17 protein-coding genes are annotated in these 24,280 nt (G+C 63.7%); 7 read left to right on the forward strand and 10 right to left on the reverse strand.

Annotated features, from left to right (window positions below):
* Window positions 1-98: 98 nt before the first annotated feature.
* The 8 genes from APH25_RS03925 to APH25_RS03960 all read right to left on the reverse strand — a co-directional run bounded on the left by APH25_RS03925 (window position 99) and on the right by APH25_RS03960 (window position 13,823).
* Complete coding sequence (locus tag APH25_RS03925; RefSeq protein ID WP_060481118.1) at window positions 99-1,586, reverse strand: efflux transporter outer membrane subunit; 1,488 nt, start codon at window positions 1,584-1,586, stop codon at window positions 99-101.
* Window positions 1,583-4,690: an efflux RND transporter permease subunit gene (locus APH25_RS03930; protein WP_060481119.1), complete on the reverse strand. Its 3,108-nt coding sequence runs from the start codon at window positions 4,688-4,690 to the stop codon at window positions 1,583-1,585. Before APH25_RS03930 ends, APH25_RS03925 begins: the two co-directional genes overlap by 4 nt.
* Before the next feature lie 31 nt (window positions 4,691-4,721).
* Window positions 4,722-7,817: an MdtB/MuxB family multidrug efflux RND transporter permease subunit gene (locus APH25_RS03935; protein WP_060481120.1), complete on the reverse strand. Its 3,096-nt coding sequence runs from the start codon at window positions 7,815-7,817 to the stop codon at window positions 4,722-4,724.
* Window positions 7,814-9,079: an MdtA/MuxA family multidrug efflux RND transporter periplasmic adaptor subunit gene (locus tag APH25_RS03940; protein ID WP_060481121.1), complete on the reverse strand. Its 1,266-nt coding sequence runs from the start codon at window positions 9,077-9,079 to the stop codon at window positions 7,814-7,816. The genes APH25_RS03935 and APH25_RS03940 overlap by 4 nt, the downstream gene beginning before the upstream one ends.
* Before the next feature lie 220 nt (window positions 9,080-9,299).
* Window positions 9,300-9,800: a thiol peroxidase gene (gene tpx, locus APH25_RS03945; protein ID WP_028633820.1), complete on the reverse strand. Its 501-nt coding sequence runs from the start codon at window positions 9,798-9,800 to the stop codon at window positions 9,300-9,302.
* A gap of 164 nt (window positions 9,801-9,964) precedes the next feature.
* Window positions 9,965-11,245, reverse strand: a complete 1,281-nt coding sequence (locus tag APH25_RS03950; RefSeq protein WP_060481122.1) for a serine/threonine transporter — start codon at window positions 11,243-11,245, stop codon at window positions 9,965-9,967.
* A 209-nt stretch (window positions 11,246-11,454) separates the two neighbouring features.
* The gene (locus tag APH25_RS03955) at window positions 11,455-12,651 is read right to left on the reverse strand and encodes an amino acid aminotransferase (RefSeq protein ID WP_060481123.1); all 1,197 of its coding nucleotides are present in this window, start codon (window positions 12,649-12,651) and stop codon (window positions 11,455-11,457) included.
* A gap of 146 nt (window positions 12,652-12,797) precedes the next feature.
* Window positions 12,798-13,823, reverse strand: coding sequence for an Ldh family oxidoreductase (locus tag APH25_RS03960; RefSeq protein WP_060481124.1), 1,026 nt, complete (start codon window positions 13,821-13,823; stop codon window positions 12,798-12,800).
* Between the two features lie 373 nt (window positions 13,824-14,196).
* Between APH25_RS03960 and APH25_RS03965 the strand changes: the two genes are divergently transcribed.
* The 5 genes from APH25_RS03965 (at window position 14,197) to APH25_RS03985 (ending at window position 20,908) form a co-directional block, all read left to right on the forward strand.
* Window positions 14,197-15,006, forward strand: a complete 810-nt coding sequence (locus APH25_RS03965; RefSeq protein ID WP_028633816.1) for a gamma-glutamyl-gamma-aminobutyrate hydrolase family protein — start codon at window positions 14,197-14,199, stop codon at window positions 15,004-15,006.
* Between the two features lie 282 nt (window positions 15,007-15,288).
* A complete protein-coding gene (gene kdgD / locus APH25_RS03970; protein WP_060481125.1) occupies window positions 15,289-16,200 on the forward strand; it encodes a 5-dehydro-4-deoxyglucarate dehydratase in 912 nt (303 codons plus the stop codon).
* 101 nt (window positions 16,201-16,301) lie between these two features.
* Complete coding sequence (locus APH25_RS03975; protein WP_028633814.1) at window positions 16,302-17,666, forward strand: MFS transporter; 1,365 nt, start codon at window positions 16,302-16,304, stop codon at window positions 17,664-17,666.
* A 78-nt stretch (window positions 17,667-17,744) separates the two neighbouring features.
* Window positions 17,745-19,298 carry a galactarate dehydratase gene (gene garD / locus APH25_RS03980; protein ID WP_060481126.1) on the forward strand — a complete coding sequence of 518 codons (1,554 nt, stop codon included), beginning with the start codon at window positions 17,745-17,747 and terminating at the stop codon, window positions 19,296-19,298.
* A 23-nt stretch (window positions 19,299-19,321) separates the two neighbouring features.
* Entirely contained in the window at window positions 19,322-20,908 is a 1,587-nt protein-coding gene (locus APH25_RS03985) for an aldehyde dehydrogenase (NADP(+)) (RefSeq protein ID WP_060481127.1), read from the forward strand.
* Between the two features lie 58 nt (window positions 20,909-20,966).
* Here the strand turns inward: APH25_RS03985 and APH25_RS03990 are convergent, their stop codons facing one another.
* Complete coding sequence (locus APH25_RS03990; RefSeq protein ID WP_060481150.1) at window positions 20,967-21,716, reverse strand: FadR/GntR family transcriptional regulator; 750 nt, start codon at window positions 21,714-21,716, stop codon at window positions 20,967-20,969.
* Between the two features lie 143 nt (window positions 21,717-21,859).
* Here APH25_RS03990 and APH25_RS03995 point away from each other — a divergent pair, with 143 nt between their 5' ends.
* Window positions 21,860-22,513, forward strand: a complete 654-nt coding sequence (locus tag APH25_RS03995) for a DUF998 domain-containing protein (protein WP_060481128.1) — start codon at window positions 21,860-21,862, stop codon at window positions 22,511-22,513.
* 40 nt (window positions 22,514-22,553) lie between these two features.
* Entirely contained in the window at window positions 22,554-22,883 is a 330-nt protein-coding gene (locus APH25_RS04000; protein WP_060481129.1) for a hypothetical protein, read from the forward strand.
* A 111-nt stretch (window positions 22,884-22,994) separates the two neighbouring features.
* On the opposite strand, the gene APH25_RS04005 is transcribed toward APH25_RS04000, so the two are convergent.
* Window positions 22,995-24,209 (reverse strand): YeeE/YedE family protein, encoded by a 1,215-nt coding sequence (locus APH25_RS04005; RefSeq protein ID WP_060481130.1) that lies wholly within the window; start codon window positions 24,207-24,209, stop codon window positions 22,995-22,997.
* Between the last annotated feature and the right edge of the window lie 71 nt (window positions 24,210-24,280).

Consider the following 24,280-nt stretch of genomic DNA (forward strand, 5'->3'; position numbering starts at 1 on the left):
GAGACGGGCCGGGGCGGCCCGGAAAAAGCTGACGATTGTACTCAAGCTTTGGCGAAACGCACGGGGTTTTTGCTAACGAAAAGGGGCCGCCCGGTGGGTCATTCCTGCTCGCTGAACGCCTGCTGCGCCTGCCAACCGCCCCCCAGTGCCGCCACCAGTTGCACACTGGCCACCAGGCGCCCTTGCAGCAGGTTCAGCGCACTGCGTTCGTTGCTCAGGGCGGTAGCCTGTACGTTGACCACATCCAGGTAACCGATCAGCCCCGCGCGGTACTGGTTCTCGGTCAGGCGCAGGGATTCGCGGGCCGCTTCCAGGGCTTCCTGGCGCACTACCGCTTCGTCACCATACACCTTCAACTGCACCAGCAGGTTTTCCACCTCCTTGAAGCCGTCCAGCACCGTCTGCCGGTACTGCGCCACGGTCTGGTCATACACCGCCACGGTACGGTCGACCTCGGCGCTGCGCTTGCCGGCATCGAACAGTGTGAGCGCCAGTTGCGGGCCCACGGACCAGTAACGGTTGGGCAATTCGATCCAGTTGCTGAAGCTGCTGCTGGAGTACCCGCCGTTCATGCTCAGGCTCAGGTCTGGGAAGTACGCGGCACGGGAAACGCCGATATTGGCGTTGGCCGCCATCACGTTGCGCTCGGCGGCTGCGATGTCGGGGCGCCTTTCGAGCAGCTGTGACGGCAACGCCACGGGTATCTGCGGCAAGGCCGGGATGTCCTTGCTATCGGCCAAGGCAAACTGCGCTGGCGTCTTGCCCAGCAACACAGCGATGGCGTTCTCGAACTGGGCACGCTGCCACGCCAGGTCGATCAGGTCGGCCTGAGTGCTCTTGAGCTGGGTACGCGCCTGGGCCACGGCATCGGGGCCGGCAATACCAGCACGGTACTGGTTCTGGTTCATGCGCAGCGACCGCTCATAGGCGGCGACGGTGGCCTCCAGCAAGCGCTTCTGTTCATCGATCACCCGCAGTTGCAGGTAGTTCTGCACCAGCTCGGACTGCTGGCTCAGGCGCATGGCCGCAAGGTCAGCCAGGCTGGCGTCGGCGCTGGCTTCGTTGGCATTGAGTGTTTCGCGCAACTTGCCCCACAGGTCGATCTCCCAACTGACGCCCAGCTGAGCGTTGTAGGTATTGCGGATGCCGCTGCTGTTGGTAGACAAGCTGGAACTGGAACTGCCGGTGCCCTGGGCCGAGCGGTTCTTGTTAACGCTCAGGTTCAGGCTGGGGAACAAGCCGGCGCGGCTGCTGCGCACCAAGGCCTGGGCCTGGCGATACTGGGCTTCGGCCTGGGCAACGCTCTGGTTATTGCTGTTGAGTTCCGCCACCAGCGCATTGAGCCGGGTGTCGCCGTAGATCTCCCACCAGGCACCCCGGGCGATGGCATCGCCAGGCTTGGCGAGGGTCCAGCCGTCGGCGTGCTTGAATTGCGCCGTGCCGGCAAGTTCAGGGCGATGGTAGTCGGGCGCCAGGGTGCAGGCGCTGAGCAGCGCCACGCTGAACGCGGCACCCAGCAGGCGCGAGCCGCGCCCGCGGGTCAGCACCTGCAAGGCACGGTGCAGTGGAGTCTTGGCAAAAGTCATAGCGGAGTTTCCAGTGCCGCGTCGGTGCGCACACCGCGCCAACGGTTGAAGCGGTGGCGCAGGCGGTCCAGGTACAGGTAGACCACCGGCGTCGTGTAAAGGGTCAGAATCTGGCTGAACACCAGGCCGCCGATGATGGTCAGCCCCAGGGGCTGGCGCATTTCCGCGCCTTCGGCCTGGCTCAGCAGCAACGGCAGCGCACCGAGTATGGCGGCCAGCGTGGTCATGAGGATTGGCCTTAGGCGCAGCAGGCAGGCCCGGCGGATCGACTCTTCGGGCGACAGGCCCTGGTGCCGCTCCAGTTGCAGCGCCAGGTCGATCATCAGGATGGCGTTCTTTTTCACCACGCCGATCAGCAGGAACAACCCCAGCAGCGAGATCAGGCTGAACTCGCCACCGGTCAGGTACAGCGCCAGCAGCGCGCCGACGCCGGCCGACGGCAAGGTCGACAGGATCGTCAGCGGGTGAATGTAGCTTTCGTAGAGAATGCCCAGCACCAGGTACACCAGCACCAGCGCACCGAGAATCATGAAGGGCTGGCCTTGCTGGGTTTTGGCGAAGGCATCGGCAGTGCCACCCAGCTTGGCGATCACACCCTCTGGCAGCCCCAGTTTCGCCACGGCACGCTCCACGGCGGCCAGCGCCTGGTCGGGGCTGAACCCTTCGGCCACGTCGAAGGCGATGTCCTCGGAGGCGAACTGGTCTTCGTGGCTGACACGGTCGTTGGCCAGGCTGTTCTCGTAATGCGCAATGGTCGACAGCGGCACCCGCGCGCCGTTTGCAGTGATGACCTGCACCTGCTCCAGGGTGCTGGGGTCCCAGGCATACTTGGGGTTTATTTCCAGCACCACCTGGTACTGGTTGAGGCTGTCGTAGATGGTCGAGATCTGCCGCTGGCTGTAGGCGTTGTTCAGCACCGTGGTGACCATCTGCATGTCGATGCCCAGGCGCTTGGCCTGGTCCCGGTCGACCACCAGGGTCACCTGCTGGGTGCCGGCACCGTCGTGGGCGTCGATCGCCGTCAGTTCAGGCAAGGCGCGCAGCGCCGCGACAACCTTCGGGAACCACAGGCGCAGGGCAGCCAGGTCGCCGCTCTGCAAGGTGTACAGGTACTGGGAAGAGCTCTGGTCCCTGCCGCCCCCGCCCAGTTGCAGGTCTTGGTCGGCCATCAGGAACAACCGCCCGCCCGGCACCTTGGGCATTTCCTTGCGCAGCCGCTCGATGACCTTTTGCGCATCGAGCTTGCGCTCGCCGATGGGCTTCAGGCGCACCAGCACCATGGCGTTGTTGGTGCCACTGTTGCCGCCGATAAAGCCGGCTACGCTCTGCACCGCCGGGTCGGCGAGCAAGGCGCGGCGATAGGTTTCCATCTTTGGCTGCATCACGCTGAACGACAGGCCGTCATCCCCCCGGATGAAGCCCATCAGCTGACCGGTGTCCTGTTGCGGCATCAGGGTCTTGGGCACCACCACGTACAGCGCGATGTTCACGCCGATGGTGGCCAGCAGGCTGAGCAAGGTCAGGCGGCGATGGCGCAGGGCCCAACCCAGGCTGCGGTCGTAGGCGCCGACCATGCGCTGGTGCACCGCCTCGCTCCAGCGCTGCAGGCGGGTTTGCTCGGCCTGGTGCGGCTTGAGCCAGCGGGCGCAGAGCATGGGGGTGAGGGTCAGCGACACCAGCAGCGAGACCATGATCGCCGCCGCCAGGGTGATCGAGAACTCCTGGAACAGGTTGCGCACGATGCCACCCATGAACAGGATGGACACGAACACGGCTACCAGCGACACGTTCATCGACAGCAGCGTGAAGCCGACTTCCTTGGCCCCCAGAAACGCCGCTTTCATCGGTGGCTGGCCGCCCTCGATGTGGCGGGAAATGTTCTCCAGCACCACGATGGCATCGTCCACCACCAGGCCAGTGGCCAGGATCAGCGCCATCAGTGACAGGTTGTTGAGCGAGAACCCGCACAGGTACATCACCGCGAAGGTACCTACCAGGGACACCGGCACCGCCAGGCTGGGGATCAGCGAAGCGCGCAGGCTACCCAGGAACAGGTACACCACAAGGATTACCAGTACCACGGCAATCAGCAGGGTGTGTTCGGCCTCCTTGAGGGTGGCCTTGATCACCGGTGAACGGTCCATGGCCACGTTCAGTTGCACGCTTGCCGGCAGCAGCGACTGCAAGGCGGGCAGTTGCGCCTTGATCTGGTCCACGGTCTGGATGATGTTCGCGCCGGCCTGGCGGTTGACCACCAGCAGTACCGCGCTCTGATCGTTGAAGAAGCCACTGTTGTAGCGGTTTTCCACGCCATCGGTGATGGTCGCCACATCGGACAGCCGCAGGAGGGTGCCATTCTGCTGGCGGATCACCACCGGCCCGTAATCCTGCGCACGCTCCAGCTGGTCGTTGGCGCGCACCTGCCAACTGCGCTCGGCATCCTCGACGAAGCCCATGGGCCGGCGCTGGTTGGCGTTGGCGACCGCAGTACGCACCTCGTCCAGCGACAGGCCGTACTGGCTGAGCAACTGTGGCTCCACAGAAATACGCACGGCCGGCAACGAGCTGCCGCCAATCTGCACCTCCCCTACCCCAGGCACCTGGGCCAGGCTCTGGGACAGGATCGTGTCGGCCAAGTCGTACAGCTGGCCTTTCTGCAACACATCCGAGGTCAGCGACAACACCATGACCGGTGCCTGGGACGGGTTGATCTTCTTGTAGGTGGGCATGCTGCGCATGCCGCTGGGCAACAGGTTGCGGGTGGCATTGATGGCCGCCTGCACTTCGCGGGCCGCGCCATCGATGTCGCGCCCAAGCTCGAAACCGATGATCACCCGGGTAGAGCCTTGGTTGGAGCTGCTGGTGAGCGTGGTGACGCCCGCGATACTGCCCAGCTTGCGCTCCAGCGGGGTCGCGACTGTGGATGCCATCACCTCCGGGCTGGCACCGGGCAGGTTGGCCGACACCACGATTACCGGGAAGTCCATCTGCGGCAACGGCGACACTGGTAGCAGGCCGAAGCTCACGGCGCCCAGCAGCATGATGGCCAGGCTCAGCAGCATGGTGGCCACTGGCCGGCGAATGAAAGGACCAGAGAGGTTCATCGGCCACTCCCGGGCACTGGTGTCAGGGCGTTCATGCCGGCTCCTGCACCGGGCGCTGCCTGCCGAAACGGCGCGCCAGGCGGTCGAAGTACAGGTAGATGACTGGCGTGGTGAACAGTGTCAGCACCTGGCTGACCAGCAACCCGCCGACCATCACCAAGCCCAGCGGCTGGCGCAATTCGGCGCCGGAGCCCGTGGCCAGCATCAGCGGCACTGCGCCGAACAGCGCGGCCAGGGTGGTCATCAGAATGGGCCGGAAACGCAGCAGCGCCGCTTGATAGATAGCGTCCCGTGGGGCCATGCCCTGATGCCGCTCCGCCTCCAGGGCGAAGTCGATCATCATGATGGCGTTTTTCTTGACGATCCCGATCAGCAGGATGATGCCGATGATGGCGATCATGCCCAGGTCGTTGCCACTGATCAGCAAGGCCAACAGGGCCCCAACCGCCGCAGAGGGCAAGGTTGAAAGAATGGTCACCGGGTGGATGTAACTCTCGTACAGCACGCCCAGCACGATGTACATGGTCACCACCGCCGCCAGAATCAGCAGCAAGGTGCTGGACAGCGAAGCCTGGAACGCCTGCGCGGCGCCCTGGAAACGGGTTTGCACGCCCAAGGGCATGCCGATGGCCTGTTGCACCTGCTCGATCACCTGCACCGCTTCGCCTAGCGAGGCGCCATGGGCCAGGTTGAACGACAGGGTCACCGCCGGGAACTGGCCGATATGGGAAATGGCCAGCTGTGCCTGGCGTTGCTCGATGCGCGCCAGCGCCGAGAGCCGCACCTGGCCACCCTCGCTGGCCTTCACGTGAATCGACTCCAGGGCCTGCGGGCCGATCACCGCGGCGTCCTCGGCCTGCAACACCACCCGATACTGGCTGGCCTGGGTGTAGATGGTGGAAATCTGCCGCTGGCCGAAAGCGTCATACAGTGCGTTGGTGATCTGCGACACGCTTACGCCCAGGCGGCTGGCCAGGTCCCGGTCTATGACCAGGTACACCTGCAGGCCTTGGTCCTGCAGGTCGCTGGCCACGTCGGCCAGTTCCGGGCGTTGCTGCAAGGCCTGCACCAGCTTGCCGCTCCACTGGCCCAGCAGGTCGGCATCCGGTGAAGACAGGGTGAACTGGTACTGGGTACGGCTGACCCGGTCCTCGATGCTCAGGTCCTGCACCGGCTGCATGAACAGGCGGATGCCCACCAGCTTGTCGAGCTTGGGCTGCAGGCGGCTGATCACCTCGCTGGCGGTAACGTCACGGTCACCGTGGGGCTTGAGGTTGATCAGCAAGCGGCCGCTGTTGAGGGTGGCGTTGTCGCCGTCCACGCCAATGTAGGACGACAGGCTCTGCACCGCAGGGTCCTGCAGGATAACCCGGCTCAAGGCTTGCTGCCGCTCGCTCATGGCGGCGAACGAGGTGGACTGTGGCGCCTCGGAGATACCCTGGATAACGCCGGTGTCCTGCACCGGGAAGAAGCCCTTGGGCACCACCATATACAGGATCACGGTGAGCGCCAGGCTCGCCACGGCCACCAGCACGGTCAGCGGCTGGCGCTTGAGCACCCATTGCAGGGCATTGCCGTAGTGCTTGATCAGCCAGTCGATCCAGGCGCCGCTGGCACGGTAGAAGCGCCCCTGCTCCTCGGGCGTGGGCTCGCGCTTCAGCAGCCGTGCGCACATCATCGGGGTGAGGGTTAGCGACACCACGAGGGAAATCAGGATTGCCACTGCCAGGGTGATGGCGAATTCCCGGAACAGGCGGCCCACCACATCGGCCATGAACAGCAGCGGGATGAGCACGGCAATCAGCGAGAAGGTCAGGGAAATGAGGGTGAAGCCGATCTGCCGGGCACCCTTCAGGGCCGCCTGCATCGGCGTTTCGCCTTCTTCGATGTGCCGGGAAATGTTCTCCAGCATGACGATGGCATCATCCACCACAAAGCCGGTGGCGATGGTCAGGGCCATCAGGGTGAGGTTGTTCACCGAGAACCCTGCCAGGTACATGACCCCGAAGGTGCCGACCAGCGACAACGGCACTGCAATCGACGGGATGAGGGTTGCGCTGACCCGGCGCAGGAACAGGAACGTCACCATCACCACCAGGGCGATGGCGATCAGCAGTTCATGCTGCACGTCGCGCACGGCGGCGCGGATCGTCTGGGTGCGGTCGGTGAGCACTGACACGTCCAGGCCGGCAGGCAGGTTGTCGGTGATCGACGGCAGCAGGCTCTTGATGCGGTCCACCACCTCGATCACGTTGGCACCGGGCTGGCGCTGAATGTTCAGCAGCACCGCGTGGTTTTCGTTAGCCCAGGCGGCCAGGCGCTCGTTTTCGGCGCCGTCGACGATTTCGGCGACGTCTTTCAGGCGCAGGGGCGCGCCGTTCTTGTACGTGAGGATAAGGTTGGCGTATTCGGCGGGCGAGCGCAGCTGGTCGTTGGCGTCGAGCATGGACACCCGCGTAGGGCCGTCAAAGTTGCCTTTGGGCTGGTTGACGTTGGAGGCGCCAATGAGGGTGCGCACGTCTTCCAGGTTGAGCCCGTTGGCAGCCAGGGCATCGACGTTGACCTTGATGCGCACAGCCTGGCGCTGGCCACCGGCGATGCTCACCATGCCCACCCCGCTGATCTGCGCCAGCTTTTGCGCGACGCGGGTATCGACCAGGTCGTTCAGCTTGGGCAGCGGCATGGTCTTGCTGGAAATGGCCAGGGTCAGCACCGGGGTGTCGGCGGGGTTGACCTTGTTGTACACCGGCGGTGCCGGCAGGTCGCTCGGTAGTAGGTTGCTGGCCGCGTTGATGGCCGCCTGCACCTGTTGCTCGGCGACGTCCATGTTCATGTCCAGGTTGAAGCGCAGGGTAAGCACCGAAGCGCCACCGGAGCTGGTCGACGCCATTTGCTCAAGGCCCGGCATCTGGCCGAACTGCCGTTCCAGCGGTGCGGTGACCGCGCTGGTCATCACCTGTGGGCTGGCGCCAGGGTACAGCGTCATGACCCTGATGGTGGGGTAATCCACTTGCGGCAAGGCAGACACCGGCAGCAGGCGGTAGGCAATCAAACCGGCCAGCACGATGGCCAGCATGCTCAGGGTGGTGGCGACCGGCCGCAGGATGAACAGGCGCGAGAGGTTCATGCGCCCGCCTTGCCTGCCGTGTCAGCGGACTGCGCCGAACCCTTGGTGTCCTGGCCCTGCAGGTGCTGGCCAGGCGTGGCCGGTACCTTGGCGCTGTCGTCGACCACATCCACCTTGGTGCCTTCACGCAGGCGGTCGGTGCCCTCCAGCACCAACCGGTCCCCGGCGGCGAGGCCTTCGAGCACCACGCTGTTCTCGCCGTCGCTGGGGCCCACTTTCAGCTTGCGGATGTTCACGGTGTTCTCGGCATTGACCACATAGGCAAACGTGCCGTCGGTGCCAAACTGAATGGCCGCGGCAGGCGCCATTACCACTTGCTTGAGTGTGTCGGCCAGCAAGCGCACGTTGACGAACTGGTTGGGGAACAGGGCCATGTCCTTGTTCTGGAAGCGGCCCTTGAACTTCAAGGTGCCAGTGGTAGTGTCGATCTGGTTGTCGATGCTGCCCAGCACACCGGTAGCCTGCAGCTTGCTGTCACTGCGGTCCCAAGCCTCCACGGGCAGGCTGGCGCCGCTGCGGTAGCGCTCCAGCACCGTGCCCAGCTCGGTTTCAGGCAAGGTGAACGCGACGTTGATCGGCTCGGTCTGGGTGATGATGACCAGCGCGGTGGAGTCGTTGGCCGCCACGAGGTTGCCGAGGTCGAGCTGGCGCAGGCCGACGCGGCCACTGATGGGCGCGCGAATCTGGGTGAAGTCGAGGTTCAGCCGGGCGTCATTGACCTGCGCCTGGTTGGTCTTGACCAAGCCCTGGAACTGCGCCACTTGTGCCTGAGCGGTATCGAGCGTCTGCTTGGCGATGCTGTCCTCGGCGAACAGGCCCTTGTAGCGGGCCAGGTCAACCTGGGCGTTCTGCAACTGGGCCTGGTTTTGCGCCAGCGTACCTTCGGCTTGTTGCAGGGCAATGCGGTAGGGGCGCGGGTCGATCTCGGCCAGCAGGTCGCCTGCCTTGACGTGCTGCCCTTCCTTGAAATGAATCTTCACCAGCTCCCCGGCCACGCGGCTGCGCACGTTGACCGTATTCGTGGCCGTTACCGTGCCCAACGCTTTGTAGTACAGCGGGAAATCACCCACTTTGACGGGTTCGACACGTACCGGTACCGGGTCGCTGGAACCACCGAAGCCAGGGCGCCCGCCCTGCCGACCGGCGTCTTTACCGGGCGCGCTCGAGGCTGGCCAGAGCCACCAAGCCAGGGCTGCGATCAGCAACACGATCAGCAGGCCGACGAGCCAGCGACGGGAGGAGCGGGATTTGGGCGCTTGCATGGGTTGAACGAGCCTTGTTCGGAGTGACGACTTGGAGAGGATGAACGATAAGCACTATCGACGGCTAAGCAAAGGGCCTTTACCAGAGGTTTACCTTTGCCTGACGTTGGCAAGGCCCTGAACTTTAAATGAAAACGGCCCGGAAAGCGTTCCGGGCCGTTACAGGGTGTTGCGTGTGGCGCAGGGTGGCAGCACAAGCGCAGCCACCCTGCCCTGCCCCTTACTTCAGGGCAGCCAGCGCGGCCTCGTAGTTGGGTTCGTTGCCGATTTCGGCAACCAGCTCGCTGTGCAGCACCTTGTCATTTTCATCCAGCACCACCACAGCGCGGGCGGCCAGGCCGGCCAGCGGGCCGTCAGCGATGGCTACGCCGTACTGCTCCAGGAACTCGCGGCCACGCAAGGTCGACAGGTTCTTCACGTTTTCCAGGCCCTCGGCACCGCAGAAGCGCGCCTGGGCGAATGGCAGGTCGGCGGAAATGCACAGTACAACGGTGTTGTTCAGGTCATTGGCCTGTTGGTTGAACTTGCGCACCGAGGTCGCGCAGGTTGGCGTGTCAACGCTTGGGAAGATGTTCAGCACCTTGCGCTGACCAGCGTAGTCTTTCAGCGACTTGTCAGCCAGGCCTTCGCCGACCAGGGAGAACGCCGGCGCCTGGGCACCAGTTTGTGGCAGGTTGCCGTTGACCTGGACCGGGTTACCTTTGAGAGTCACTTGAGCCATGACGAAATCCTTTGTGGAGGGTGTGTAAAGGACAGTGAGTTAAGCATGAAGGCAGCCGAGTGCCTATGGGTTGGCTTGAAAATGTTCGATAGCCGCACAAAGGGTACGGGCAAAAAAATGCCCGGGCCGCTTGTCGCAGCCCAGGCACGGTTACAGCGTGCTGGTTAGCCCAGCAGGCCGTACACCACCGAGGTGAGCGCCACCAGGCCGATGACCGTGACAAACACGTTGGACAACGCCCCACTGTACTTGCGCATGGAAGGCACGCGGCGGATGGCGTACATCGGCATCAGGAACAGCAGCACGGCGATCACCGGGCCGCCCCACGACTCGATCATGCCGAGAATGCTCGGGTTGAGCGTGGCAACGATCCAGCACACCACCAGCATCAGTGCGGCCACCACACGGTCCAGCGCCGTGCTGCCCAGGCGCGCACCCGACTTGGCGAAGATGCCTTTCAGGCCTTCGCTGGCGCCGATGTAGTGCCCCAGGAACGACTTGGCGATGGCAATGAAGGCAATCAGTGGTGCCGCGAACGCAATGGTCGGGTTGCTGAAGTGGTTGGCCAGGTACGACAGAATAGACAGGTTCTGGGCCTTGGCTTCGGCCAACTGTGCGCTGTCGAGGGTCAATACGCAGCTGAACACGAAGAACAGCACCATCGCCACCATCAGCAGGTGGGCACGTGCCAGGATCTGGCCGCTGCGGGCGTCGGCATGCTCACCGTAACGGCGCTTCTGGTCGACGGCGAAGGCCGAGATGATCGGTGAATGGTTGAACGAGAACACCATCACCGGTATGGCCAGCCAAACGGTGTGCAAGAACGCCGACCCGCTCGGCACCTGGTGGGCGCTGTCGAGGATGCCGCCCGTCCAGTGCGGCACCAGGTACAGGCCCAGCAGCGCCAGGGCGACGATGAAGGGGTACACCAGCAGGCTCATGATACGGACCGTGGCCTGCTCGCCGCAGCGCACGATCGCCAGCAGGCCAAGGATCAGCACCAGCGAGAGCACGGCACGCGGCGGTGGCGCCATGTGCAGTTGGTGCTCCATGAAGCTGCTGACGGTGTTGGTCAGGGCAACACTGTAGATGAGCAGGATGGGGAAAATGGCGAAGAAGTACAGCACGGTGATCAAGGCACCGGCCTTGATCCCGAAGTGTTCTTCGACCACCTCGGTGATGTCCCCGCCGTTGCGCCCGGACAGCACGAAACGGGTCAGCCCGCGGTGGGCATAATAGGTCATCGGGAAGGCCAGTGCGGCCAGCACCAGCAGCGGCCAGAAGCCGCCCAAACCGGCATTGATGGGCAGGAACAGGGTTCCGGCGCCAATGGCTGTGCCGAACAGGCCCAGCATCCAGGTAGTGTCGTGACGCGACCAGTTGCCAAGGGTGGCGGCGGTCGATTCTGCATGGCGTTGCTGAACGCCTTGGGCCTGCTCATTCATTCCGGGTGAAGCTCCACTCGCAAGACTGTAACAGGCTGAGAATGGCGAAATGTCGGCTCCGCCCAACTCAACCGGAAAAGAGGGGCGCGATTGTGCACTGAAAGGTTGCACTTGCGAAGCCTTTTTCGGAGGGGCGGTTGCACTTGTCTGTACAAGCGCAGTAGCGAGCGGCTCTGATCGTGCAGACTTCAGAGCCGCCCGCCGCAACGTTACTTCTGCACGGCAGCAAACGCCTCGGCAACGCGCTGCAGGTTCGCCGGGCGCAGGCCAGACATGCATACACGGCCGCTGTCGATCAGGTAGACACCGAACTCGTCACGCAGCCTTCGTACCTGCTCGACGCTGAAGCCGGTGTAACTGAACATGCCACGCTGGCGCAGGAAGAACTGGAAGTCCTGGCCGGGCAACAGCACGGCCAAGGCATCCACCAGGGCCTGACGCATGTCGAGGATACGCTTGCGCATGACCTCTACTTCGGCCACCCACTGGGCATTGAGCGCGGCATCACCGAGCACACCGGCCACCAGTTGGGCGCCGAAGCTGGGCGGGCTGGAATAGTTGCGGCGAACCGTGGCCTTGAGCTGGCCAAGCACGCGCTGGGTGGTGGCCTGGTCTTCGCAGACCACCGACAGCCCGCCTACACGTTCGCCATACAGCGAGAAGATCTTCGAAAACGAATTGCTGACCAGGCACGGTACACCGGCGCTGGCCATTTCACGGATGGCGTAGGCGTCTTCTACCAGGCCTTCGGCAAAGCCTTGGTAGGCAATGTCGAGAAACGCGATCAGTTGCCGTGCCTTGACCACTTCAACCACCTGCTGCCATTGGCGCTGGTCGAGGTCAGCACCGGTTGGGTTGTGGCAGCACGGGTGGAGCAGGACGATGCTGTGGGCCGGCAGGCCCTGAAGGGTGGCCAGCATGCCGTCGAAATCGACGCCGCGGGTGTTCTGGTCGAAGTACGGGTAGCTGTTCACCTTGAAACCCGCACCCTCGAAGATGGCGCGGTGGTTATCCCAGGTAGGGTTGCTGACCCACACTTCGGCCTTGGGGAAATAGCGCTTGAGGAAGTCGGCGCCAACCTTCAGTGCGCCGGAGCCCCCGACGGTCTGCACGGTAGCCACGCGCCCGCCCGTGACCGCCGGGTGGTCGGCACCGAACAGCAGTGCCTGGATAGCCTGGCGATAACTGGCCAGGCCTTCCATCGGCAGGTACAGCGATGCTTCATGGTCCTGCCCGGCCAGGCGCTTTTCGACGGTATCCACGGCAGCCAGCTGCGGCACCACGCCGGCCTCGTCGTAATAAAGGCCAATGCTCAGGTTGACCTTGTCGGCGCGGGGGTCGGCCTTGAAGGTTTCCATCAACGAGAGAATCGGGTCGCCGGCGTAGGCATCGACATGTTTGAACACAGCGTGCAGCTCCTTGGATCAGGACAGTTCGAAAAGGCAGGCCTGAGCATACCCGGAGTGCGTGCTCAGGAACATCCACTATCGTGCACGGTTGTGTGTGCACCCCTGCATGTTTTCGCTGCGCTTTCGCTCGCGAGGAGGCCGGGTCAGTCAAGCAGGGCTTTCAGCCCCTGCAACTCCTGCTTGGTCATGGCCACCCCTTCCCGCTCGGCCACTTCGCGCTCACGGTAGCGCCGCTCGCCCGGCATGCGCATCAAGCCCGCCGCCTGCATCTGCTCAACCAGCACCCGGCTGCGCTCGGCAAACGGTCGGCCTGCGCCCAGGCCTGGGTTGATGACGATAATCAACTGGCCAGTCCAAGGGGTCTTGGCGCCCGGATGCTCTGCCCAGTCGAATTCCCACGAAAAATGCCCACCGGTCAGGCCCGCAGCGAGCAACTCCACCATCATCGACAGGGCCGAGCCTTTGTGCTCACCAAAGGGCAGCAAGGCGCCCCCGTTCAGTACTTCCTTGGCATCGGTTGTAGGGGCGCCTTGGCTGTCAACGCCGATCCCCGAGGCCAACGGCTGCCCTGCGGCGGCGGCAAGCTGGATATCACCATGGGCCATGGCGCTGGTGGCCATGTCGAAGACGATCGGCGGATGCCCCGCGCAGGGCGCGGCGAACGCGATGGGGTTGGTGCCGAACAGCGGCTTGCGCCCGCCATGGGGCACCACGCAGGTCATGCTGTTGACCACGCTCAGGGCGATCAGGCCCTGTTCGGCGAACGGCTCTACATCAGGCCACAGCGCTGCAAAATGGTGGGAGTTGTGGATGGCAAGCACGGCGATACCGGCCGTCTGCGCTTTTTTCACCAGCAGTTCCCGCGCAGCGGCAAGCGCCGGTTGCGCGAAGCCGCCCCCGGCATCGACGCTGACGTACCCAGCTGCCAGGTCGCTGACCTGAGGTGTGGCGCGGCCGTTCACCCAGCCGCTGGCCAGGGTCGATACGTACCCGGGCATGCGGAAGATGCCATGGCTATGGGCGCCATCACGCTGGGCGCTGGCGCAGTTGCTGGCCAGTACCTGCGCCACCGCCTGGCTGCACCCGTGGCGTTCGAAAATGCCCTGCAGCAGTGCCTGCAGCTCGGTAAACGGAATGCGCGCAACGGCGCCGCCTGAGGGTGCGGACATCAGAACCTCCTGGTAGGTATTGTCAGGCCATGCTGGCGCGGCGCAGCGCGTGGGTCAATGCACCGGCATGGCTTCTTTGCACGGCTGCAATGAGCCGACTGCATCGTTAAATATTATTGACCACCATAGCTGGCAAACCCTCACAGGCACAGGGTTACGATCGTTTTCACACCGCCTCGACCCGTGATTACGGGCGGCACGCGCCTTAACGGTCGTTTGACATATTGAACGGCTCTGGCACTCTAGCCACAGGCCCCGACCGGCATCGTCGCCCATGACGAGCCGGCAGTGCTCGGGGCCACAGGCTGCACCCAGGGCCCCGCGCCGTGCGCCTGCACAACAACGACAGGTTCAGCCTGTCCCAAGGTGACATATGTCCAACAGCAACATTGGCAACAAGCAACCCTCCCTGCGCAAGCCCGTCGTCCTGATGACCATGGGTACCCAAGAGCGCAAAGGCCATGACTATCAGGTCATGACCCACAAATACATCACCCCGCTGGTCGAGTTCGCAGGCTGCGTCCCCGTGCTGGTACCTACCTGCTGCGGTACCGATGCCCTGGACACCTACCTGGACATGGCCGACGGCGTCTATCTGACTGGCGCGGGCAGCAACATCGACCCGGCGCTATATGGCCAGCAGAACGAAACACCGGGCAAAGGCCAGGACCCGAACCGTGACCTGTTCGATATACCCCTGGTCAAAGCCGCCATCAAGCGTGGGCTGCCCATCTTCGGCATCTGCCGTGGCATGCAGGAAATCAACGTCGCCCTGGGTGGGGACATCTACCAGAAGGTGTACGCCGAACCCGGTTTCAACGATCACCGGGAAAACCCGGAAGACCCGGTTGAAGTGCAATACGCCCAGGTACACGGGGTGAAGATTCAGCCAGGCAGCTGGCTGCAGCACACCTTGGGCACCGATGAAATTCGCGTGAACTCTCTGCACGGCCAGGGCCTGCGCAATTTGGGTGAGGGTATAGAGGCCATTGCCCAGGCTGAAGACGGCCTGGTGGAGGCCATCCATGCACCGAGCCTTTCGCCCTTCCTGTTCGCCGTGCAATGGCACCCGGAATGGCAGGCGGCGAAAAACCCTGATTCGATCAAGATCTTCCAGGCGTTCGGTGATGCATGCCGCGCCCAGGTACGCAAAGCACAAGGCAAGCGTCAGCAGGCTGCCTGAGTACTTGCATCCTGCTCGGACATGACCAAGGGGCGGCGCAATGCCGCCCCTTTCATTTGATTCTCTTCCACGCCCATAGACATACGATCACCTGACCACAGGTGAAGCCGCGTGATCCAGTTACTCCCATCCATCCCGCGCAGATTCACCGAGCGTTCTAAAAGACGCGCGCTCCCCGCCTCAGAAAATCTAAACGAAGGACTGGTCATCGTTTAGGTTGTACGATAACTTACCTCTCACAAACAGCACCCCTTTCACTCAAGCGTCTGGATGCCAATAACAATGAACCCACAAGAACTGAAATCCATCCTCTCCCACGGCTTGCTCTCCTTCCCCGTCACCGACTTCAACGCCAATGGCGACTTCAACCAGGCCGGCTATGTCAAGCGCCTGGAATGGCTGGCCCCGTATGGCGCCAGCGCGCTGTTCGCTGCGGGTGGTACTGGGGAATTCTTCTCCCTGGCAGCCAGTGAATACAGCCAGGTCATCAAAACTGCCGTGGACACCTGCGCCACGTCGGTACCTATTCTGGCCGGCGTCGGTGGTGCCACCCGCCAGGCCATCGAATATGCACAGGAAGCCGAGCGCCTGGGGGCCAAGGGCCTGCTGCTGCTGCCGCATTACCTCACCGAAGCCAGCCAGGATGGGGTAGCCGCCCATGTTGAAGCCGTGTGCAAATCGGTCAACATCGGCGTGGTGGTCTATAACCGCAACGTCTGCCGCCTCAATGCCACACTGCTCGAGCAACTGGCCGAGCGTTGCCCCAACCTGATCGGTTACAAGGACGGCCTGGGTGATATCGAGTTGATGGTGTCGATTCGCCGTCGCCTGGGTGAGCGTTTCAGCTACCTTGGCGGCCTGCCGACCGCCGAAGTGTACGCCGCAGCCTACAAGGCGCTGGGCGTACCGGTGTATTCATCGGCGGTGTTCAACTTCATCCCCAAAACCGCGATGGACTTCTACCACGCCATCGCCCGCGAAGATCACGCCACCGTCGCCAGGCTGATCGACGACTTCTTCCTGCCTTACCTCGACATCCGCAACCGCAAGGCCGGCTATGCCGTGAGCATCGTCAAGGCAGGCGCCCGTATTGCCGGTTACGACGCAGGCCCGGTGCGTACACCGCTGACCGACCTGAGCGCCGACGAGTATGAAATGCTGGCAGCCTTGATGGACAAGATGGGGCCACAGTAACCCCGTTAGCGGCCTGCCAGCGCCGCACCCGGAGCGAGCACGCCCCGCTCCGGCTACATCTCAATACCCCGCACAACAATAACTAGTGGGAGTACAACCGCATGCAAGCGACGAAGAAGACGCATGTGCGCTACCTGATCCTGTTCATGCTGTTTCTGGTGACCACGATCAATTACGCAGACCGCGCCACCATTGCCATCGCAGGCTCCAGCCTGCAGAAAGACCTCGGCATCGACGCCGTCACCCTGGGTTATATTTTCTCCGCATTCGGCTGGGCCTACGTGGCCGGGCAGATCCCGGGGGGATGGTTGCTGGACCGCTTCGGCTCGAAGAACGTCTATGCCTTCAGTATCTTCACCTGGTCACTGTTTACCCTGCTGCAGGGGTTTGTCGGCGGCTTGCCAGTGGCCTGGGCCGTGGTCACCCTGTTCACCCTGCGCTTTCTGGTCGGCTTTGCCGAAGCGCCGTCGTTTCCGGGCAATGCGCGGATCGTCGCGGCCTGGTTCCCGACCCAGGAACGAGGCACCGCCTCGGCGATCTTCAACTCGGCGCAGTATTTTGCCACTGCACTGTTCGCGCCGTTGATGGGCTGGATCGTATTCAGTTTCGGCTGGGAGCACGTGTTCGTGGTCATGGGCGCCCTGGGCATCGTGTTTTCCATGGTGTGGCTCAAGACCATCTACAACCCGCGCCAGCACCCGCGTATCAGCCCTGCCGAACTGGAGCACATCGAGCAGAACGGCGGCCTGGTGGACATGGACCAGAAGCGTGGCAATGACGGCCCTAAATGGGGTTACGTAAAGCAACTGCTCACCAGCCGCATGCTGCTGGGTGTGTACCTGGGCCAGTACTGCATCAACGCCATCACTTACTTCTTCCTGACCTGGTTCCCGGTGTACCTGGTGCAGGAGCGCGGCATGACCATTCTGAAGGCGGGCTTCATCGCGTCGTTGCCGGCCATCTGCGGGTTCATTGGCGGGGTACTGGGCGGGGTAATCTCGGACTGGCTGCTGCGCCGCGGCAACTCGCTCACCTTCTCACGCAAACTGCCCATTGTCTGTGGCCTGCTGCTGTCAACCACCATGGTGTTCTGCAACTACGTTGACGCCGAATGGATGGTGGTGGGCTTCATGACCCTTGCCTTCTTCGGCAAAGGCATTGGCGCACTGGGCTGGGCGGTGGTGGCGGACACCTCGCCCAAGCAAATCGCCGGGCTGTCCGGCGGGCTGTTCAACACCTTTGGCAACATCGCTTCGATCACCACCCCCATCGTTATCGGCTACATCATCAGCGCCACCGGCTCGTTCAAGTGGGCACTGGTGTACGTAGGGGCCAATGCACTGGTGGCGGTATTCAGCTACCTGGTGATCGTCGGCCCCATCAAGCGCATCGAGCTGCGCGAAGATCCACCCAAGCCACGCCCAGAGCCTGCGGCCAATCCGCAACTGGCCAGCCCGCCGCACTGAGTGAACACGCCCGGGCCGGCCAATGCCGGCGCGGGCGGATGTACAAAAGCCTGAGAACCTGAACAGTAGGGCCCGAACATGCAGCTGATCGAACACTCCGAATCGCCCCGCTACGTACGCCTGCACGACGACGACAATGTCGTGGTGGTGGTCAACGACGGTGGCCTGGGCGAAGGCGCACGCTTTGCCGATGGCCTGACCCTGGTCGAAGCCGTGCCGCAGAGCCACAAGGTGGCCACCGTGCCGATTGCCCGAGGCGAAGCGGTGCGGCGCTATGGCCAGGTCATTGGCTATGCCCTGGAGGACCTGCGCCAGGGTAGCTGGGTGCAGGAAAGCCAGCTGGCCATGCCGGCCGCGCCCGAGCTGGCCAGCCTGCCCCGCTGCGACGCCGTACCCCAGCCGCAGCCGCCCCTGGAAGGTTATACCTTCGAAGGCTACCGCAACCCCGACGGCACGGTCGGTACCCGTAACATCCTCGGCATCACCACCACCGTGCAGTGCGTCACTGGGGTGCTGGAGCATGCGGTGAAGCGTATCCGCGACGAGTTGCTGCCCCGCTACCCCAACGTGGACGACGTGGTCGCCCTCACCCACAGCTACGGCTGCGGCGTGGCGATCAATGCCCGCGATGCCTACATCCCTATCCGCACGGTGCGTAACCTTGCACGCAACCCCAACCTGGGTGGCGAAGCGCTGGTCATCAGCCTGGGGTGTGAAAAGCTCCAGGCCGGGCAGGTGATGCACGACAACGACCCTTCCGTCGACCTGAGCGAGCCCTGGCTGTACCGCCTGCAGGACGCAAGCCTGGGCTTCAGCGAAATGATCGAGCAGATCATGGCGCTGGCCGAAACCCGCCTGAAAAAACTCGACCAACGCCGGCGCCAGGCTGTACCGGCCAGTGAGTTGATTCTGGGCATGCAGTGCGGTGGCAGTGATGCATTCTCGGGCATCACCGCCAACCCGGCGCTAGGCTACGCGGCAGACCTGCTGGTGCGGGCCGGCGCGACCGTGCTGTTTTCGGAGGTGACCGAGGTACGTGACGCGATCTACATGCTGACTTCCCGGGCCCAAGACCCTCAGGTTGCCGATGCCCTGGTACGCGAAATGGACTGGTACGACCGCTACCTGCAACAGGGGGCAGCCGACCGCAGCGCCAACACCACACCGGGCAACAAGAAAGGTGGCTTGTCGAATATCGTCGAGAAAGCACTCGGCTCGATCGTCAAGTCTGGCAGCGGCGCGATCCAGGGGGTACTCGGCCCCGGTGAGCGCGTCAATGGCAAGGGCCTGATCTTCTGCGCCACCCCAGCCAGTGACTTTGTTTGCGGCACCCTGCAACTGGCTGCCGGCATGAACCTGCATGTGTTCACCACAGGCCGCGGCACGCCCTATGGCCTGGCGATGGCGCCGGTGGTGAAGGTGTGCACCCGCACCGAGCTGGCGCAGCGCTGGCCGGACCTGATCGACATCGACGCCGGGCGCATCGCCACGGGGCGCAGCAGCATCGAAGCGCTGGGCTGGGAGCTGTTCCACTACTACCTGGATGTCGCCAGCGGGCGCAAGCGCACCTGGGCTGAACAGCACCGCCTGCACAACGACATCACCCTGTTCAACCCCGCACCCATTACCTGACCCTTCCCCTCTAGGAGTTCCAGATGCCGGACATTCTTGGCCACAACTTCATCGCCGGGCAGCGCAGCGCCGCCGGCCTACAGCGCCTGCAGAGCCTGGACGCCACAACGGGCGAGCCCCTGCCCTACAGCTTTGCCCAAGCCACGGACGCCGAGGTGGACCAGGCGGCCAAGGCCGCACAGGCCGCATTCGTAACGTTCCGCCAATTGACGCCCGCCCGCCGCGCCGAATTTCTCGACGCCATCGCCGCAGAGCTGGACGCGCTGGACGACGCCTTCGTCACCATCGTGTGCCGTGAAACGGCGTTACCACCTGCCCGCATCCAGGGCGAACGGAGCCGCACCAGCGGGCAGATGCGCCTGTTTGCCCAGGTGCTGCGCCGGGGCGACTTTCTCGGCGCGCGCATCGACCTGGCCCTGCCAGATCGCCAGCCACTGCCGCGCGTGGACCTGCGGCAGATGCGCATCGGCGTAGGCCCTGTAGCCGTGTTCGGCGCCAGCAACTTCCCGCTGGCATTCTCTACCGCAGGGGGTGACACGGCCGCTGCGCTCGCGGCAGGCTGCCCCGTGGTGTTCAAGGCGCACAGCGGCCATATGGCCACTGCCGACCTGGTCGGCTGCGCCATTGAGCGCGCGGCGGCCCGCACCGGTATGCCCAAGGGCGTGTTCAACATGGTGTTCGGGGCTGGCGTGGGTGAACCGCTGGTCAAGCACCCCGCCATTCAGGCGGTGGGCTTCACCGGCTCGCTCAAGGGTGGCGATGCCCTGTGCCGCATGGCCGCCGAACGCCCGCAACCGATTCCGGTGTTTGCCGAGATGTCCAGCATCAACCCGGTGATCATCCTGCCAGGTGCGCTGGCCAAGCGTGGCGAAGCCATTGCGCGCGAGCTGGCCGGGTCGGTGTGCATGGGGGCTGGGCAGTTCTGTACCAACCCGGGGTTGGTGATAGGCCTGCAATCGCCTGCCTACAGCCAGCTGCTTGCGGACCTTGGCGGCCACCTTCAGCAACAGGCCGGCCAGACCATGCTCAATGCCGGGGGCTTGCGCAGTTACGTCAGTGGCCTGGAACACCTTCACGCCCATGCCAGTATCGAACACCTGGCCGGCCAGCCGCAGACGGGCAACCAGGCGCGGGCGCAGTTGTTCAAGGCCGAAGCCCGCCTGCTGGTAGAAGCGGACCCGCTGCTGCAGGAAGAAGTGTTCGGCCCGACGACGGTGGCGGTAGAGGCGCGTGACAATGAGCAGTTGCGCAGTGCCCTGCACGGCCTGCGGGGTCAGTTGACCGCGACGTTGATCGGCGAGCCAGAGGATTTTGCCGCGTTTGCCTGGCTGGTGCCGCTACTTGAGGAAAAGGTCGGGCGCATTCTGGTCAACGGCTACCCCACCGGCGTCGAAGTCTGCGACGCCATGGTGCACGGTGGGCCATACCCGGCCACCTCGGATGCCCGGGGTACGTCCGTGGGGACCTTGGCAATCGACCGGTTCCTGCGGCCGGTGTGTTACCAGAACTACCCGCAGGCGCTGCTGCCCGAAGCGCTGCGTGACGACAACCCACTGGGGTTGCGTCGGCTGGTGAATGGGGAGTGGTGTGAGGGAGGCCTTGAGCAATAACTGAGGCCGTTGGGGGCGGGTGAAATTGCGCCGCCCGGTAGATCGAGCGCCGCCCCCTTTACCCCTCGTTCCCCTGCACCCGTTCATGCACATGGCGCAGCCGCTCACGGCTGTTGCTCAGGTGCATGCGCATCGCCATCTTCGCCCCCTCGCTGTCCTGCCGCGCAATCGCCTCAAAGATTGCCTCGTGCTCATGCATCAACCGGCTCATGTAATGGGGCTGGTCATCGTGGGCCAGGCGCGCGGAGTTCAGGCGCGTGCGCGGGATGATGCTGGTGCCCAGGTGATGGATGATGTCGGCAAAATAGTGGTTGCCGCTGGCCTGGGCGATGCGCAGGTGGAACTGGAAGTCCGCTGACACCGCATCCAGGGCATGGGCCGCGCCCTCATTCAGCTCGTCCAGCGCCGCGCGCATGCCGGCCAGTTGCTCGTCACTGCGCCGCTGCGCTGCCAGGCTGGCCGACTCCACTTCCAGGGCAATGCGCAACTCCAGCACTGCCAGCACCTCGCGCAGGGTGACCACCGTGGCCGGATCGATGCGCAAGCCCGCGGCAGGCGAGGCGTCCAGCACGAAGGTGCCGATACCATGACGGGTCTCGACCTGGCCGGCAGCCTGCAGGCGCGAGATAGCTTCACGCACGACGGTGCGGCTTACGCCCTCCTCGGCCATGATCTGCGACTCGGTCGGTAACTTATCCCCGCGCTTCAGCTGGCCACTGCGGATGCGCTCGGTCAATACCGTGACCAGTTCCTGCGCCAGGCTACGCGGCTTGCGCCGGGCCCGTGCCTGTGGCTGTTGCTCTGACATGCCCTGTACTTCACCTTGAATGACAGCCACCATGATAGCGCAGGCAGTTGTACGATCACATACGCCTGACACGCTATCGGCGCTGGCACTGTACCTGCGCATTTTGCTAGGGTCCCAGGTTTCCACGGACGGAAGTGTACTGCATGAAACTGCTCGATCGATCACTGCTCACCTGCGGCCTACTCATCCCGTTTTGGCTGGCCATCGGGGTATGGCTGACCGCCAAGGCGTACCCCGGGTACAGCCACCTGCAAATGGCCATGAGCCAGCTGGGCGCCACCGGGGCGCCCACCCAGCAGTGGTCACCTCTGCTTAACAACTTCCCATTGGGCGTACTGTTCATGTTGTTCGCCTGGGGCCTGGCGCGACGCTGGCAGCATTCGAAACTGGCGCTGCTGAGCGCCGCATTGGTCTTGCTGCACGGCCTGGGCAGTTTCGGCACGGGGGTATTCCCCTGCGACCAAGGCTGCACGCCTGTACAGCCGTCCACCGCGCAACAACTGCATAACCTCTCCGGGCTGATGATGTTCGTCACCCTGACGCTGGCTAGCGCGCTCTGGGCCTGGCTAGGCATGCGCTTGGCAGGCTCGCGCACCCTCGCCTGGTTCTCACTGGCGTGCACCGTGCTGGCAGTTTTCACTGTGGTTTTGATGGGCCAGGCCGCTCAGCAAGGTGAGCTGTTCGGGCTCTATCAGCGGCTCAACTATGGTGAGGCGGTGCTCTGGGTGGCGGGCCTAGCTATCGCCAGCCTGAACGCAACTGAGGGCAAAGTGCTGGCCCCTGTACGAATTATCTGAAGGCAAACTTCTTTTCTCTTCAGATGCTTAGGACAGCAACATGCGAGTATTTCTAGCAATGGCGGCAGGGTGCCTGTTGGCCTCAGCTACCATGGGCGCGCAGGCTCGGCCGTTGACCCAGAATGATCGCCACACTTGCAAATGGGGTGCGCAGATTGCAGCCGAGGCGCAGAAGGCGAAGCTTTCAGGGGTAACGCTGTATGCCTCGCGCAAAAAGCTGCAGGTGCGCAGGTTCGCCAAGCCCTGGATGCGCATGACCGCCTTCGGGATTACGGAGCAGACGTTCAACAGCCGCTCCAGGCTCAAGCCTGCGGCCATCGGGCAAACCTACTATGAGCAGTGCGTGCAGCATGCTGTTGCTAGAAAATAACTTCCTAATCATGGGGTTATGGCTAGAAGTTAATGCCGATTATCATTTTAGGAATCAGCGTTGAGTGCTGCATTGGGGCGCCCAGCGGTCGCCCCGCGCATTAAGAATCTGTCAGCAGCCGGTCAGCGTTACCGGGCGGCGTTCCCCGGCGAAAAAAATCGGGCGAAGGCGCACACCAATCACGTTCCCCAGGTAAGCCGCGACCAGCCAGAGCCAGCCGTGCAGGCTACCCGAGGCAATGCCGCTGAAGTAGGCGCCGATGTTGCAGCCATAGGCCAGCCGCGAACCGTAGCCGAGCAACAGCCCGCCGATCACTGCTGCTACCAGTGAAGGCAATGGGATTTTCAGGCTAGGTGCGAACCGCCCCGCCAGCCCTGCTGCCAGCAGTGCCCCCAGCACGATGCCCAGGTCCATGACCGTGGTGATGTCCTGCCACAGTGGGGAGGCCAGGGCCTTGGCGTTGGCAGGCGCTTGCCAGAACACCCAGGTACCCACCTGCACGCCTGCCGCGTCCAGTACCTTGGCCCCCCACAGGGCGAAGGCAGATGTAATACCCCAGGGCCGGCCTGCTAGCGCCAGCGTGGCATAGTTGAGCAGCGCCAGGGCAATGGCGCCCCACAGCAAAGGCCACGGGCCTCGCAGGAACCGCCGCAAGCCTTCATGCTCGCTGGGCACGGGCTTTTCAAGCGCACCGTGCCGGCGTTTTTCCAGCACCACCGTGGCCCATGCAATCAGCGCAAACACGGCCACGCTCACCACCAGGGCGGGCGCGAGCCCCCAGGCCTGCACGATCGACGTGGCCGGGAACGATGGCAGGGCGAACCACCAATCCGCGTGGTGGGTAGCCGTCACCGAACCGATGATGAAGAACAGCAGCGTGACCAGCATGCGCGCGTTGCCACCCCCTACGGTGAACAGTGTGCCCGAGGCACATCCGCCGCCGAGCTGCATGCCAATGCCGAAGATGAACGCCCCGAACACGACCGAAACGCCCGCAGGCGCTACCAGCCCATTGACAGGGTTGCCAAACAGGGTGCCCGCCGACAGCGCCGGGAAGAACAGCACCACGGCCAGGGCCAGCATGACCATCTGTGCCCGCAAGCCTGCACCACGGCGTTCATTGATGAACACCCGCCACGCTGAGGTAAAGCCAAAGGCGGCGTGGTACAAGGTCAGGCCCAAGGCAGCGCCAACCAGCAGCAACAGTACCTGCTTGAACCCTGCGTTCAAATCAAGGAACCAGGCGCCGGCTACCAGCAGCCCGAGCGCAACAAGGGGTGCGCCCAGTCGGCGCGGTTCAGGTGAAGCGGTTGCAGAAAGACCCATCGAAATACTCGGATAACAGTCAAACGGCCGGTGAGTATACCTTCAAGCGGCCGACAGGTCGCGGCTGCAGT

The sequence above is a fragment of the Pseudomonas sp. NBRC 111119 genome (assembly GCF_001320125.1).
GTDB classification, from domain to species: Bacteria; Pseudomonadota; Gammaproteobacteria; order Pseudomonadales; family Pseudomonadaceae; genus Aquipseudomonas; species Aquipseudomonas parafulva.